Origin of the sequence: Streptomyces sp. NPDC000410, from assembly GCF_040300305.1 — a bacterium.
Taxonomy (GTDB): Bacteria; Actinomycetota; Actinomycetes; order Streptomycetales; family Streptomycetaceae; genus Streptomyces.
Genome location: NZ_JBEPDM010000006.1, coordinates 221,197 through 236,153 on the forward strand (window position 1 = coordinate 221,197; position 14,957 = coordinate 236,153).

A 14,957-nucleotide genomic window follows, 5' to 3' on the forward strand; every position below is an offset into this window, starting at 1 on the left:
GGGTGACGCAATGACAAGCTTTGAGTTCCCGGGAAAATATTACGAGGTCATGCGCAAGGACTTCCGGAACCTCGCGGCGGAAACGGAATTCCTCGCCGCGCACGCCTCGGTCGGCGGACGCGTGCTCGATCTCGGCTGCGGTACGGGCGCCAACCTCCGGGCCCTGGGCGCGCGGGGATTCCCGGGCGTGGGCGTGGACCGGAGCGGGAGTTTCATCGACTTCGCGCGGAGTGCCGGCGGAGAGGGCATCTCCTATGTCCACGGCAGCGTGGAGGACTTCACCACGCAGGAACGGTTCGATCTCGTCTACAGCCTGTTCATGACGCTCAATTACCTGCGGCGGGCGCAACTGCGGCCGGTGCTGAGGAAGATACGGGAACTCCTGCTGCCCGGCGGCCACGTCGTCCTGGAGTTCGGCCACCTGCTGAACTTCGTGGACAGCTATCAACCGCACACGGTCGGCCACCATCGAGGCGACGGCGTGCTCATCACCCGGCTCGCCCGCCAGTCGATCCATCCGCACACGGCGAACTGGCGCAACGAGGAGACCCTCCTCGTGCGTGAGGCCGACGGCCATGTGGCCATGTACGACAACTTCTTCGACCAGGCGGTCCTCACCGGGCCGGAGGTGCGCGAGCTCCTCGCCGAAGCGGGCCTGACCATCACCGCCGAGTACGGCGGCTTCCACAAGGAAGCCGCCCCCGGGCACGGGCGCGGCCCGCTGGTGTTCGTGGCGACAGCGACAGCGACAGAGGCGACCGCGACGACGGAAACGGCCACCGCGGCGGCGAAGGAGGCGGGCACGGCATGACGGACACCGCGATCTCGTTCCTCGACGGCGGCCCGGCACCGCGGTCGAACGCGGCGAACCTCGGCGAGACGCTCGTACGCGCGGCCAGGGACGGACACCGCGAAGGTGTCCGGTTCCTCCGGGCGGACGGCACCGAGGACACACGCACCTACCCGCGGCTCCTGGACGACGCCGCGCGCATCCTCGTCGGCATCCGCGCCTCGGGCGCGCTCCCCGGCGAGACGGTCGTCATCCAGGTGGCGGACGACCCGGAGCTGCTGGCCACGTTCTGGGCCTGCGTCCTCGGCGGCTTCGTCCCCCTGCCCGTCAGCGCCGGCGCCGCTCCTGACCTGCTGGAACGCGTCTGGAACGGATACGGCCGACCCCGAGTGATCACCGGCGCCGGGCAGGAGATCGCCCCGGCGGTCAGCGCCTCGGCGCGGTGGGGCGAGGCATGGCTGGGCGATACGGGACAGCTGCTCCGCCACGCGCCGGACCACGCATGGCACCGGTCGCGCCCCGACGATCCCGCCGTGCTGCTGCTCACCTCGGGCAGCACGGGCGTGCCCAAGGCCGTGGTGCTCAGCCATCGCAACGTGCTCAGCCGCAGCGCGGCCACGGCCCAGGTCAACCGGCTGGGCAAGGACACCCGTAGTTTCAACTGGATGCCCCTGGACCACGTGGGTGGTCTGGTCATGTTCCACGCACGCGACGTGTACCTCGGCTGCCACCAGGTCCACGCCCGGATCGAGTGGGTTCTCGAAGACCCGCTGCGCTGGCTCGCCGCGGTGGACCGGCACCGCGCGGACACCACATGGGCGCCCAACTTCGCCTTCGGCCTCGTCAACGACCAGGCCCGGCGGCTGGAGGAACAGTCCTGGGACCTCAGCTGCCTGCGCTACATCATGAACGGCGGCGAAGCCGTCCGCAGCGGCGCGGTCCGCCACTTCCTGGAGCTGCTCGCGCCCTTCGGACTTCCGCAGGACGCGATGTACCCGGGCTGGGGGATGTCCGAGACCTCCGCCGGGGTCGCCGACTGCGAGTTCTCGGCGATCGGCGCGGGCGACGAGCGCTACGTCCCGGTGGGCCGGCCCCAGCCCGGGACCTCGGTCCGGGTCGTCGACGAGCACGACCGGGTCGTCCCGGCAGGTGTCACCGCCCACTTGCAGGTCACCGGTGCGACGCTGACGTCCGGGTACTACCGCAACGACGAGCAGAACCGGCGGTCGTTCACCGCCGACGGCTGGTTCAGAACCGGCGATCTCGCCTACATCCGGGACGGAATCCTCACCGTCACCGGCCGGGCCGACGACGTCATCCAGCTCGACGGAGCGACCCACCACGGCCATGAGATCGAAGCGGCGGTGGAGGAGGTCGACTTCGTCGAACCGTCCTACACCGTGGCCGGGCTGGTGACGGCAGGAGACGGGGTGACCGAGGAGATCGCGGTCTTCTTCCATCCGCGCTCCGCGGGGGATCCGTCCACCATGGAGCGCGTGATCCGCCGGCAGGTGGCCGACCGAATCGGGGTGGAGATCACCCACGTCGTACCGGTCGCCAAGGAGGACGTCCCCAAGACCGGCATCGGCAAGCTCCGCAGGGCGCAGCTGCGGCAGCGGTTCGAAGCCCGGCGGGCCGCTCTCGCCGTGACGCGGCTTTCGCCGTGACGCGGGACCGACCCTAGGCCGTGTCGTCGAAGTCCCGGCCGGGCCGCCCTCCCGCGGGGGAGGGCGGCCCGGCCGCTGGTGCCGTACCCCGGCGGGTCAGACGTTCGGGACCTTCAGCTTGTCCCAGCTCGTCCTGCCCGGGATGCCGTCGGCGTCGCTCCCCGAGTAGCCGAGTTTGCGCTGCCAGGCGGCGTACGACTTGCGGTCGGCCTCGCCCCAGGCCGGGCCGGGGCCGACCGTGTACCGCCCGCATCCCTCCGCCACCAGCCGCTTGCCCATCGCCGTGATGACCGGGCTGTTCCTGCCCGCCGCGAAGAACGCGGCGCCGGGAAACGGCTCGTACGACGGCTTCGGCGGTACGGGCGGCTTGGCCGGGCCGTCCGGCCTGCCGCCGAGGCGCTGTCTGATCCGGGCCCGCATCGAGTCCATCGTGAACCCGCGGGGGTCGGGCTTGCCCGGCTGCCACTCCTTGTGCCCGATCACCGAGCGGTACGTCCAGCCGTGCGCCCGGCACAGCGCGGCCGACGCCTTCTCGATCGCCTCCAGCTGGGCCGCAGGCCACGGGTCGCTGCCGTTGCCGAGGTTGACGCACTCGAAGCCGTAGAAGTAGCGATTGCCGTCGGTGTTGGCCTCGTTGTCGGCGGGCAGCGCGGTCTCGTTGATCACCGCGCGCAGTACGTCGTCGTCGCCGAGACCCGCGTGGTTGGTCCGTCCGTTGCCGACCAGATGGACCGAGCCGTCCTTGGCGATCACGCCGTGGCACAGCGGACCCGGCAGATTGGCGTGGCCGTTGTAGCAGAGTTCCACGGAGTGCTGGGTGCCGGAGCTCACGGTGTGATGGATCATCACCCCGTGCACCGGGCCCCAGGGGCCCTTGTGATTGCGGTTGTGCGTACGCCAGCTCCGGTGCTCGACGACGTGCAGACCTTCGTCACGAAGGGCTTTGAGCAGCGCGGAGGCGGACAGAGGTGTCGCCATCGTGTGGTTCCTTCCTACAGCTGGTGCGTCGTCAGTTCTCGGGCTGTCCCTGGTCGCCCTGACCGCCGGGTGAACCGGTGGCCGCCGCCCGCTCGGCGGCCAGGGCCTCCGCCTCGGCCGCGGCCTCCGCCGCCAGATCCTCCTCGCTCGCGGCGGGCACGGGACTCGCCAGCGGACCGAAGGACAGGCGCAGATCGGAGATCGATCCCTCGCCGAACACCCAGGCCAGCGGGGCGTAATGGACCTCGATGCCGTGCGGGGCGCGCAGCAGCGGACGGCGGGCCGCGTCCGTCGGCCACTCGACGTCGCCCGTCGCCGTACGCGCCGCGACGATCCAGTAGTCGCCCGAACGGTACGTCCGGCCGGGCTCGAAGTGGACGAGAACGCCGTCCTCCAGCGGCAGCCAGCCGCCCTCCTCGATCCGCAGCGCACCACCCCGCAGCTTCGCCGCGCCCTTGGCACCGCCGGCGCGCCGGGTACCGCCACGGTGGTCCCAGCGCCGCAGGAACGGGTGCAGCTCCGGCCGCCGGCCCACCGACGGGTCCGGCTCGGCGGACAGCCGCACCCGCCGCCCCGGCAGATCGAGCTCCTCCACGCGCAGCAGCGGCAGCGGCTCACCGCGGCTGGCACCGGCCGTGTCGGTGAGCTCGACCCAGTCACCGACGTTCAGATCGAGCTTGTCGTCGCTGCCCAGAGACGCCAGCTCCACCCACGTCCCGTCGAGCCCGTCGACGGCGAACGTGACCGAGCCGTTCTCCCGTGACCACTTGAACGTCGCTTCCTCGGCCGTGCCGCCGTCATGGATCTCCACGCGGTACAGCTGGTTCTCCGGGCCCCGGTAGCGGGCGTCCGGCCTGACCAGGCACGGGTCCTCGTCCGCGCGCTCCGGGCGCTCGCTGCGTGCCGCCATCCGCGCGGTCGGGGCCTGCTCCGCCGCCCACTCGGCGAACGCCGCGTGGATCTTTTCCTTGTCCCGGTCGGCCCCGTCCTCCAGGTCCAGTTCGGCGCCCGGCAGCGGCAGCACCTGCCAGACGGTCTTCAGCCGGGCCGCCGTGTCGGGCATCGCGGACCCCAGCGCCACCTCCCGCAGGAAGGGGTCCTCGGCCGCGCCGACCGAGCGTTCCCATACCTTCAGATAGGCCAGGTACGGGCGTTCGGCGGGCAGCCGGTCGCCCGGCCGCTCCGGGTCCCGGTACCCGTCGGGCTGGTCCCAGTACGTCCAGTGGTCCGCGGGAGCCGGGGCGTCCTTGGCGTCCTCGGGCCCGTCCTCGCTCACCGGCGTGCCCGGGTGCGGACGCGTCGCGTCCAGCAGGATGCCGTCCACGTAGTAGCGGCCCCCGCCGATCGTCAGATCGTCGAGGTCCTGGCCGCGGCCGTCGAAGCCCACCGCGAACCCGGTCGCGCCGGCCGGGCCGCCGTGCCGCCCGATCAGATCCGCGGCGATCGTACGGGCCCGCGCCAGCTGGATCGCCGCCTGCTCGTTGGCGTCCGCGTCGAGCTGGACGCGGCCCTGCTGTGCGATCACCGCCGCGTAGTGCCGCTCCGGCCGGAAGGTGATGCGGGAGATGTCTGCGTGCATGGTAAGGGGTCCCCCTCGAAGGTCGGGCAAGTCGGTGAAGTCGTGTCGGACACCGGGATCGGGTGACGGGGATCAGGTCACGGGGATGATCCCGGCGTCCGTGCCGGCCGGGGTGTACTCGGCGAGCCGGGCCCGCAGGCTGTCCATGCGCTGCGGCTGGTACAGATCGTGGAAGGCGCCCATCTCGGAGGCGTCCTCCGCGCCCCGCCGGATCTCCTCGGCGCAGGCGTGGGCCAGTTGCCCGTACCCGGGCGTCCCGTACCGCTCGCTCGTGAACAGCGGGCGCACCAGCTGCGCGTTCTCACTGCCCGCCGGATCCGGTTGGCAGCGGTACCGGCGCGGGGTGCGCGAGCCCGGGGGCGCGTACGAGAACCGCACACAGCCGATGCCCCGCCGGGCCACGTGCAGCCGCCCCGTGAAGACGCTGTTCTCGGCGATCCGCACCGCGTGCGTGTGCACCTCGCCGATGACGGTCGTGCGGTGCGCGTGCAGGACGGCGTGCGCGTGGCGGCAGTCCGGGGCGGACAGCGCCGACCGGTCGTGGCCGGTCGCGTCCAGGATGCTGTCGCGGATGTGGATCTCCAGCGGGTCGTGGCCGACCTCGTCGCCGATCACCTCGATCGTGCCGAGGACGCTGCGCTCGATCGCGACGCACGCCGTGGTCCGGTCGAGGACCAGGCTCGGCTCCTCGGGGGAGTGCGGGTCGCACTCCGGCTCCAGCGACCATCCCGGGACCAGCGTGCAGTGCCGCAGCACGACCGCGCCCACGGGCCCGGTGACGTTCAGACCGCGCCCGGTGATGAGCAGCCCGTCGAGCACGATCCGCGGGGGATCACCCGCGCACTCCTCCTGTGCGCGGATGTTGAGCGCGTCGGGCCGGTTGCTGTACCAGTCGAGCAGCCGGATCACCGGCCGCGTCCCCTCGGCGGCCCGCAACTCCAGCCGGTCGCCGGGATCCAGATCGAAGTCCAGCTGCTCCTGGTACGCGCCGCTGTGCGTGATCTCGATGATGCCGTCGGGGCCGCAGTACCCCGCCCGCCGGTCGCCCCGCCAGTCCCCGTACGCGTCCATGATCCGCTGGTAGGTCTGGCCGGGGCCGACCCGGTAGACCTTCGCGGCCGGCGGCGTATCGCGCTCGCGCGGGTACTCGCCGCCGCCCATGTCGTCCGAGAACGCGTAGTGGTACGTCACCCACACGCCCTGCCGCGGTGCGGAGCGCGACCCGAAGGCGATCCGGCCGAGCGCCGGATCGACGGCGACCTGCCCGCGCTTCGGCCGGTAGCGCCAGTCCGTCAGATCCGCGACCACGAGGTCCGACAGCGGCACCGGCTCGTCCTGCCCGTCACGCCAGATCGTGAAGGACTTGCCGGGCCCGTAGTAGTCCGCGAGCCGGTCGGCGAGCTGACGGCGGCGGATGTACGCGGGGACGTTGTCGATCGTCGCGATGTGCGTGGCCGACGGCTCGGGGACCGGTTTGGTCACCAGCGGGCTGTCGTTGCCGAGGATGGAGAAGGTGTAGAGGCTCCGGGCCCGGTCGATGCAGTACGCGGGCGCGCGGGTCACGTGGTACGGCTTCAGCCGCCAGACGAACAGCCCGACACCGGCGGGGGAGTAGCCCCCCGGCGTACGGGCCGAGCCGGCCCGCCGCACGTTCACCGACTGGGCGACCGCGCCGAACGGGCCGCCCGCGAGGTCCAGCGCCGTGCCTTCGCGCACGTCGACGAGGCGGCCGCGCGCGAGACGCCGCGCGTTCACGGCGGCGGTGCCCGATCCGTACAGCTTCACCGGCTGGTTCCCGGCGACGAGCCGTGAGAACTCCACGGCCCGCGCCGGCCAGGCGGCCACCGACCCGGACAGCTCCTCCAGCAGCGCCAACGTGCCCTTGCGCCGCCGGTTGGCGACGGTGGCGGCGACATCCCGGCGCGGCGCGAGGGCCTCGGCGAGCCGGCTGCGCGCGTCGTCGCCGTCGCTGTCCCCGAGACCCTGCGTCCGTACGCGTTCGTAGCCGGGCAGCGGGGTGTAGCCGACCAGATCGCCGAGATACGGCAGCACCCACGGTGCCGCGGTCTCCACGAACCAGTCCTCGTAGCTCTGCTCGACCCCGTCCCGCACCCGGTCGACCTGCTCGGCGATCACCGCGAGCAGCGCGCGCAGAGGCTCGCCGCCCTCGGCGTCCCGCAGCCGGTGCCACTGCGGGAGCAGCTCGGCGAGCCCGTCCGGCTCCCTGTTCATGGGGCTCATGACGTGACCTCCGTCAGAATCAGCGTGTCCGCCACATGCGGGGACAGCAGGGCCAGCTGGGCGGGCCGGATGCCCCGGAAGACGCACACCGCCCGGCCCTTCTCCAGCCGCCGGGTATCGGTGATGTCGGGGTTCAGCCGCAGCAGTTCGGCGAGTGCGACGCCGTACCGGGCGGCGATCCCGGTGAGCGTCTCGCCCTCCTCGGCGGTGACCCGGTGCACGGTCTCGTCGTACTCCGCGAGCCGCGCCGGGACGGCCGTACGCGGCTCGTCGAGCGATCCGGCAAGGCCGATCAGCTCGTCGGTGGTGACGGACGCGGGCACCCCGGTGAACACGTCCACGTCCACGTAGTCCACGCCCGGCACCGCGTGGGCCGCCGCCAGCACGTCCGACAACCGGGCGGGCGTGCCCAACTCCCGTTGTCCGCTGCCGAATTCACGCAGCAGCGCCTGCCGCAGCCGTGGCTCGACGACCCGCCACGTATGGTCGCGGGCCACCTTCACCCGCGCCGCCAGAAGCAGCAGCACCAGCTCGCGCACGTCCACCCGCACCGGCAGCCGCGCGTCACCGTACCGGGCGAGCGAGGAGCGCAGCGCGCGCAGCACCTCGGAGCCGTCGCCGATGGCGATGTCGTCGACGCCGGCGACCGTCACGTGCAGCACCCGCCGCCGTCCGTCGAAGATCTCGCGCGCCGCCGCCCGGCCGATGCCCGCCCGGGAGCGGGCGAAGTCCTCGTAGTCCCTGACCGACACCAGCCGGTCGAGCGCGGAGACCGCGAGCGGGATCGTGCGCCGGGTCAGCCCCGGGCCGTCCGCGTCCGCGCCGCCCGTGGCGGGCTGCGGGTTGGTGACGGCGGTGACGCCCAGCGGCCGGGTGACCGCCTGGGTGACGCGGTCCGCCGCGACATTGGCGGCCCGCCCGGTGCCGAAGCGGTACCGGGCCCGTACGTTCTCGTGCCCGGTCGGCAGCCGGGCGCCGTGCACCCCGTCGCCGAACGTCACGGTCGTACGCCCGCTCCCGTCCGTCCCCGACACGTACACGCGCTCGCGCGGTCCGCGCCCGGCGAGGCTGTCCACCTCGTGCCACAGCAGCCCGTCGACGCGCACCTCCAGCGTGGGCGTCGCCCCCAGCGGATTGTCCGCGGGCAGCCACGTCAGCGGCGACTGCCAGAGCGTGAACGTCTGGTGGGTGCGGCCCGAGTCGCCGCTGCCGATCGGCTCGTCGCGGCTCTCGCCGTGCGTCGCCGGGACCACATTGCCCTGGACGCGTACGGTGTCGCGGCGGTAGCGGAAGGCCAGGTCCGCGGTGAGCGTCAGCTTCGTATGGACGTGGTCGCCGGGCAGCAGCGGGTCGTACGTCTGCTCCACCGCCGCGATCACGGCCAGCTCGGTGCCGCGCACCCCCGCCGCGCCCGGGATGTCGGTGCGCTCGCCCGAGACGATCAGATGGCGTCCCGGCCGCAGCCCGTCGTACAGCTCGGCCAGTTCGATCTCGTTGCCGTGCACGTCCTCGCCGAGCGGCTCGTCGGCCAGTCGCAGCGCCTCACCGCCCGCGTGCACGGTGGTGTCCCGGATCGTGGAGAGCAGCACGTCGTGCTCGTCGAGCCACGCGTCGGCGAGGAGCAGCTGGGTGCCGCGGCCGGTGATGCCGAAGTCGGTGTACGCGGCGGTGCGTACGGCGGTCACCCGGGTGGTCACGAACGCGAGCTTCCCGTCGCCGGGGACGCCACCCTCGGCGCCCTTGCGGGGGCGTTCGATCGCGACCCAGCTGCCGACCGCGATCCCGTCGTGCACGGAGTCGAGCGACAGGACATGGCGATCGGCCTGCTCCGGCACGGACGCGATCCCGACGGTGACACTCGGCGGTTCGCCGGCGGGCGCGTAGCGCACGGTCACTTCGAGTTCGCCGTGCCGCTTCTGGTCCTGCTCGCCGGGGGCCAGCAGCCAGGTGAGCGGTTCGCCGTTGTGCACGACGACATGGATCCGACCGTCGTCACCGGGCCGGGACACGAACACGGTCCGCTCGGGCAGCCCGGACAGGAACCGGGCGGTGATGCCCGGCTCCTGGGAGTCGGCGGGACGCCTCGCCAGCCAGCTCAGGTCGTGGTCCTGGGCCACCCGGGTCTGGAGCTCCACCCGGCCGGGGCCGAGTTCGAAGGTCTTCTCGGCGGGCAGGTTCTCCGACCGCTGCACCGAGGACCCCGTCTCGGTGTGCTGGAACTCCGCCCGCACCGGCACCCGGCCCGCCGTGTCGTACACGACCCGCATCGTGGTCAGGGCCGAGCCGCCGAGCGGCCAGTCCGTCTGCCGGATCACCCGTCCGCGGTCGTCCTGCACCGGCCTGAGCGGAGCCGTCGCCCCGAACGGCGCGGCCGTCACCCGCAGCGCCTGGAGCTCGCGCAGCTGCGCGGGCACGGCGGGGGCGGCATCGCGCCACGCCGCGTACATCCCGTCCGCGACCCGGGGATCGAGCGCGGACAGCAGCTGGGCGCCGAGGTCGGCGCCGGGGGAGAGGAGGCGCCGCGCGTCGTGGGCGAGGGCACCCGACGGAGGCTTCACGACGCGGGTGCGCAGCGCGGGCAGTACGGCCGCGAGGGCGCGCAGCGCCGCCGAGTCCCCCTCGCCGGCCGCGGAGGACACCGGCCGGGAGGGCTCCAGATCCACGGCCCGCTCCCGCAGTTCGCCGACCACCGCCTCCAACCGCTCGAACCAGGCGGCCACCTCCTCGTAGGGGGCGGCGATCGCCTGGGCCTCGGCGAGCCGCTCGTGCGGGTCCGCGAGCCGCAGGGCGAACCGCGCGGGGCTCGTGATCCCGTCAAGATCGGCGCGCAGCGGCGCCAGCACCTGGACGTCGAACGTCTCGATGATCTTGCTGATGGGACGCGGATTCGGGTTGTCCGGGGTGGGGTCGCCGTCCTCCACCTCCGGAGCGTCCTCGGTGATCCACCGGCGCAGCTCGGCGATCAGCTCGCTCAGCGACCGCGGCGCGGACCGCGGCAGCCCGATCGCCGTCACCTCGTCGTCCCGGTCGATCCGCACGCGCGCCACGGGCAGCATCAGCCGCTGCCCGACCGCGTCCTGCGCGCCGCCGAAGACGAACAGCAGCTTGTCCCCGGCCTGGAGGGACGTGCCGGTCCCGCACACGTGGATCTCCGAACGCCGGCTCAGGTCGTCGGCGGTCAGCAGTCCGGGCCTGCGCCTGCGTACGGCCAACTGGTTCCAGGCCCAGCGGGCCGTCAGGTCCTCGCTGGTCTCGAAGGTCTGCGACTGCTCGTCGGCGGACGCGGGCACGCTGTTGCTGCGCGCGCCGCGCGGGATCAGCACCGTCGCGTCCTCGGCCCGTGGATCGCGGTCCAGGGTGTACGCGAGATGGGTGTCGGCCGCGATGCCGGGGCGCGGCCGGTGCCCGACCAGCCGCCCCAGCAGTGCCAGCGAACGGTGCTCGTCGGCGGTCCGCAGATACCCTTCGTCCGCGATCCGCTCGGAGTGGAACGTCAGCAGGTCGCCGACGACCGCCCAGGCGTCCAGCAGCCCGATCGCCGGGTCGTCGGGCGTGCGCACGGTCAGCCCGCGCAGCGCCGGATAGGCGGGCGACGCGAGCCGGTCGAGCATGGCGGCCAGGAACGAGCCGTACTCACCGACCCGGTAGTCCAGGGCCGGGCGCCCCGGCGGGTTGTACAGCGGCGCGGGGGCGTGGCGCTCGTCGTGCCCGCCGCAGCCGCAACCGCAGTCGTGGTTACCGCTCATCGGACGCCTCCGCCGAGCTCGATCGTGAGCCGGCCCAGCTCGGGCCGGTCGGGGTCGTTGTCGCAACGCGCGATCTCCAGCGGACCGAGCCGCAGCACACCTGCCTCCAGGGCCGTGTCATCCGTGCCGTTCGTGTCGTCCGTGCCGTTGCCGGGGCTGCCGTGGAACAGCCGGGCCAGCCGGGCCACTCGTACGCTCTCGACGCCGCGCACCGCCGCCGCCACGGCCACCAGCCGGCTCAGCCGCACCGGCTCGCCGAACGTCAGCGCGTCGGCGTGGAAGAACCCGAGCCCCCCACCGGGCAGCCGGCCGCTGCCGAGGACCCGGTACAGCTCGGCGAGGATCTGCCCGTGCTGGTGGCCGGGCGCCGCACACACGACGAGAGCGATGTCCAGCGGTACGTGGCGGGCCGGACCGACCACGAGATCGTGGCCGATGCGGCGATAGCCCTCCAGGGCGTACGCCACCGAATCGAGCAGCTCGGGAGAAGGATCACCGGTCCCCAGCGCGTCGACGGCGACATGGGCCTCCTGCACACTGCCGGTCCAGCGGATCTCCGCCGCCGCCCGCTGCACGCCGGGGAGCCGCGCCGCCAGCGCCGCGTAGTCCTCGGCGGTGACGGCCCGCAGCCGCGAGCGCCTCAGATCGAGCGGCGCCAACTGCCGTACCTGCTCCAGCGGTTCGGGCTGGGTGCCGCCGACGGCGGGCAGCGGATTGCGGACGCCGGCCACCGGCACGCCCCGGCCGTCATCGGACGCGTCGGGGTCGCGCAGGAGCACCAGATGGTTGATGGCCTCCGCGCCGACGTTGCCCGCCGTACCGCCGCCGAGCCGGTAGCGCAGCTCCAGCCGGGCCCCGGGCCGCGGCCTCGCGCCGTGCCGCCCGTCTCCGAAGCGCAGCGCGATCCGCCCGTCGTCCTCCAGCTCGCCCACGAAGTGGCGTGCGCGGGGGGCGCTGTCCAGCAGATCCCGCTTCGGCGTCCACAGCGCGTCGTCGCCGCCATCCGGGTCGAGGAGCGTGACCGCGGGCAGCGCGGCCCGTGGATCCTGTACGACGGCGGCCGCGGGACCCCGCAGCACCGGCTCGCCGGGGTGCAGCCCGGCCGCGTACACGGTCCCCCAACTGTGCGCGATCTCCCAGGCGATGGCCCCGTCGAGCACGGCGCCCGCACGCGCCCGCGCGGTCAGCACGTCGAGCCGGCGCAGCTTCGCCGCCAGCAGCCGCTCACCGCGGTGCAGCAGTTCGCGCAGGGCACGCACCGGGTGCCGGCGCAGCTCGAGACGTTCCAGCACCCGCAGCCCGAACAGCACGGCCAGCTCGGCGATCTCCGGCTCCCCGAGCCCGTCGCCGTCGCGGGCACTGCGCCACAGTTCCACCAGACGCCCTCTGACCCGGCCCGGAATCACCGCCAGCCGCCCGGCCTGCCCGGCCGAGACATGGCGCGGCTCGGGGAACGGCACGGACTGGACGACGGGGGAGCGGTGCAGCACGGGCCGGAAGCGCGGGGCGATCCCCGGGTAGACGACCTGCGCCAGCAGCGTCTCCAGCGCCGCCGCCTGGGCGTACGCGGTGCCGGGGACGACCTTCTCGCGCCGCCGGCCCGCCAGTTCCAGCCCGAGACCGGCGCGCGCGGTGGCGTCCTCGCCGACGACGGTGAACAGCTCCCGTATCTGCGCCGGCGTCAGTAACCGGCCGCAGCGGGTCTGGTCGAGACGGGCGCCCACGAGGTCGGCGGTGGCATTGCCCTCGCGGGAGTCCCAGCAGCCGAATCCGGACGCATCGCAGGACCCGAGGACGGCCGGCGCGGGCGGCACGGTCACCGTCTCGGGCGTCGCGCCGCCGAAGGTCAGCGACCGGCCGTGGTCGACGAGGACGACGTTGCCGTGCGCCACGCTCACGTCCTCGACGGGCTCGCACCGCGGGCCGCCGCGGGTGCTGAGGCGGACGGGGAAGGCGAGCGCGTCCTCCTGCGCCCAGGTGACCTCCAGCACCGGACGGCCGGCCAGCCGGTCCACGACCGGGGTGACGGAGGTGAGGCGTACGGCCTGCCGGTGCGTCGGATCGGCGTCGCCCGGCGTCCCGGACCGGGCCCCCTTCACCTCCTCGATCAGCAGCAGATCACCCGGCGAGAAGTCCAGCGCCCGGACCGAGCACGCCTCGTCCGTCCACGCGTCCCGCAGCGTCGCGGCGGTGGCCCCCTTGGGCAGTGCGCACACCTCGCCGCCCCAGGTCCAGAACCGGACGGTGTTGTGCGCGGGCCGCAGCACCAGCGGCTCATCGGCCACGACCGGCTCGAACACCTCCACCGAGCCGCGCTCGTCCAGCACGGCCAGGTCCCGGTCGTCGATGACGGCACCGATGTCCGGCCGGTCACGCGGACCCAGGGTACGGACGTCCACGGCGGCGAAGCGGAACGTACCGGGCAGGAGCGTCAGCTCGCGCCCGGTCTCCACGGCGACGAACGCGCGGGCGTTGACGCCGTCGTGCATCGGATAGTCGATGAGCCGGACGTGACGCCGTACGGACACGCGACGGCGTGCCGTGTCGAGGTAGGCCTCCGTGGCGACGGCGTCCTGCTGGTAGCTGATCCGGTCGGCGGTGTGGGCGAGGAGCTCGACCAGTGTGGTGCCGAGGTCGGCCGGGTTGCGCTCGGCCCAGTCCGGGGCGGTCAGCGCCAGCCGGTCCAGGATCAGGGTGCGGATCGTGTCGAAGTCGCGCGCCGTGTAGTCGATGACGGGCGCGGGAGCGCTGTGCTTCTCCAGGAGGGACCCCCCGGACCCCGCGCCGGGCCCCTCGTTCCCGCAGCCGCCCTCACAGCCGTCCCCACAGCTCTCCTTGCAGTCGAAGGGAGTGGGGCAGTGCGGCCGGAACGCGAACCCGGCCGTGAAGTAGCGCTGGTCGAACCCGGGGAAGGGTTCCGTCCCCGGGCGGCCGTACGGGTCGGTGTCGACGACGGAGAGCCGGTACGCCGAGGTGTCCCCGGTGCGGTCGAGCGTGACGTACAGCCGGTCGTCGAGCTCCGGGTCCTCCTCGCGTTCGACGGACACCTCGACGGCCTCGATACCGGTGATCCGGCGGCCCCCGTCGATGCGTATGTTCTGCGGGCAGAGCCCCTCGGGCGCCTTGCCGAGGAACGTGACCGTGAGCGTGAGCCCGTCGTCGGCGACCTCGACGGCGTCCACGCCGCCGAGCCGCGCGGCGCGTACCCGCGTACGCCTGTCGTGTGTGATGCCTGCGCCGCTCATGCCGGCCCGCTCCCCTCGAAGACCTCGTCGCGCCGGCTCCCGGTGGAGCGCACCGCGTAGCGCAGGTACACCCGGACGACGTTCTCCTCGCTCACCACGTCCAGGTCCTCCACCTCGATCAGCTCGCCGAGCCAGCGCTGCAGCGAGGCCTGCACCGACAGCTCCAGCGCGGACGCCAGCTCCGGGCTGTTGGGCGTGAAGACCAGATCCAGCAGGCCGCAGCCGAAGTCGGGGCGCATCACGCGCTCGCCGGGGCTGGTGAACAGCAACTGCTCGATCAGGTCACGGACATGCTCGTCGTACGCGGCGTGCGCGGTGCGCCCGCGGCGGTCGGTCCGGAACGGAAAGGCGATGTCGCTCCTCATCGTGACGCGACCCCCCTCGCGGCCGTCGCCAGGACCGGCGGCCCCTGCGGGACGAGCGCGGCGCTGAAGCAGAGCGCCGACGTACTGTCGAGCAGCACCGGCGAGCCGTCGACCAGCACGCTGTCGCGGTCGGGTGTCCAGCGCACCGTGGTGCAGGGATGCGGCACGCCGTCGACCGTGTGCCGGCAGCCGCTGACGGTGAAGACATCGGCGGCGGTGGGCACCGGGTGGCCGTCGATCCGGACCCCGGACGACGGGGCGGAGGCGGGCACGGCGCGGCCGCCGTGCGGGCAGCTGATCGACATACCGCCGTTCACGAGATTTCCGGACAACACGTAACTCCCCG

Annotated in this window: 9 protein-coding genes; 2 read left to right on the top strand and 7 right to left on the bottom strand. The window is 73.3% G+C overall.

Annotated features, from left to right (window positions below; genetic code table 11):
* Nucleotides 1–10 precede the first annotated feature (10 nt).
* Nucleotides 11–811, top strand: coding sequence for a class I SAM-dependent methyltransferase (locus ABT342_RS10900; protein WP_351570235.1), 801 nt, complete (start codon nucleotides 11–13; stop codon nucleotides 809–811).
* The gene (locus ABT342_RS10905; RefSeq protein ID WP_351570237.1) at nucleotides 808–2,457 is read left to right on the top strand and encodes an AMP-binding protein; all 1,650 of its coding nucleotides are present in this window, start codon (nucleotides 808–810) and stop codon (nucleotides 2,455–2,457) included. Before ABT342_RS10900 ends, ABT342_RS10905 begins: the two co-directional genes overlap by 4 nt.
* Nucleotides 2,458–2,553: 96 nt before the next feature.
* Here the strand turns inward: ABT342_RS10905 and ABT342_RS10910 are convergent, their stop codons facing one another.
* From ABT342_RS10910 to ABT342_RS10940, 7 genes are all read right to left on the bottom strand, one after another.
* A complete protein-coding gene (locus ABT342_RS10910) occupies nucleotides 2,554–3,435 on the bottom strand; it encodes a peptidoglycan-binding protein (RefSeq protein ID WP_351570240.1) in 882 nt (293 codons plus the stop codon).
* 31 nt (nucleotides 3,436–3,466) lie between these two features.
* On the bottom strand, nucleotides 3,467–5,014 hold the full coding sequence (locus ABT342_RS10915; protein WP_351570242.1) for a DUF6519 domain-containing protein: 1,548 nt from the start codon (nucleotides 5,012–5,014) through the stop codon (nucleotides 3,467–3,469).
* A gap of 72 nt (nucleotides 5,015–5,086) precedes the next feature.
* Nucleotides 5,087–7,246: a hypothetical protein gene (locus ABT342_RS10920; RefSeq protein ID WP_351570353.1), complete on the bottom strand. Its 2,160-nt coding sequence runs from the start codon at nucleotides 7,244–7,246 to the stop codon at nucleotides 5,087–5,089.
* Between the two features lie 5 nt (nucleotides 7,247–7,251).
* Nucleotides 7,252–11,001 carry a putative baseplate assembly protein gene (locus ABT342_RS10925; protein WP_351570244.1) on the bottom strand — a complete coding sequence of 1,250 codons (3,750 nt, stop codon included), beginning with the start codon at nucleotides 10,999–11,001 and terminating at the stop codon, nucleotides 7,252–7,254.
* The gene (locus ABT342_RS10930; protein ID WP_351570246.1) at nucleotides 10,998–14,246 is read right to left on the bottom strand and encodes a putative baseplate assembly protein; all 3,249 of its coding nucleotides are present in this window, start codon (nucleotides 14,244–14,246) and stop codon (nucleotides 10,998–11,000) included. Before ABT342_RS10930 ends, ABT342_RS10925 begins: the two co-directional genes overlap by 4 nt.
* Nucleotides 14,243–14,611, bottom strand: coding sequence for a GPW/gp25 family protein (locus tag ABT342_RS10935; protein WP_351570248.1), 369 nt, complete (start codon nucleotides 14,609–14,611; stop codon nucleotides 14,243–14,245). The genes ABT342_RS10930 and ABT342_RS10935 overlap by 4 nt, the downstream gene beginning before the upstream one ends.
* On the bottom strand, nucleotides 14,608–14,946 hold the full coding sequence (locus tag ABT342_RS10940) for a hypothetical protein (RefSeq protein ID WP_351570251.1): 339 nt from the start codon (nucleotides 14,944–14,946) through the stop codon (nucleotides 14,608–14,610). Before ABT342_RS10940 ends, ABT342_RS10935 begins: the two co-directional genes overlap by 4 nt.
* Nucleotides 14,947–14,957 lie beyond the last annotated feature (11 nt).

Bases quoted from the DNA above. Each gene is read 5' to 3' on its own strand.
- ABT342_RS10920 (WP_351570353.1), bottom strand. From the start codon at position 7,246: ATGAACAGGGAGCCGGACGGGCTCGCCGAGCTGCTCCCGCAGTGGCAC.
- ABT342_RS10935 (WP_351570248.1), bottom strand. From the start codon at position 14,611: ATGAGGAGCGACATCGCCTTTCCGTTCCGGACCGACCGCCGCGGGCGC.
- ABT342_RS10900 (WP_351570235.1), top strand. From the start codon at position 11: ATGACAAGCTTTGAGTTCCCGGGAAAATATTACGAGGTCATGCGCAAG.
- ABT342_RS10925 (WP_351570244.1), bottom strand. From the start codon at position 11,001: ATGAGCGGTAACCACGACTGCGGTTGCGGCTGCGGCGGGCACGACGAG.
- ABT342_RS10905 (WP_351570237.1), top strand. From the start codon at position 808: ATGACGGACACCGCGATCTCGTTCCTCGACGGCGGCCCGGCACCGCGG.
- ABT342_RS10915 (WP_351570242.1), bottom strand. From the start codon at position 5,014: ATGCACGCAGACATCTCCCGCATCACCTTCCGGCCGGAGCGGCACTAC.
- ABT342_RS10910 (WP_351570240.1), bottom strand. From the start codon at position 3,435: ATGGCGACACCTCTGTCCGCCTCCGCGCTGCTCAAAGCCCTTCGTGAC.
- ABT342_RS10930 (WP_351570246.1), bottom strand. From the start codon at position 14,246: ATGAGCGGCGCAGGCATCACACACGACAGGCGTACGCGGGTACGCGCC.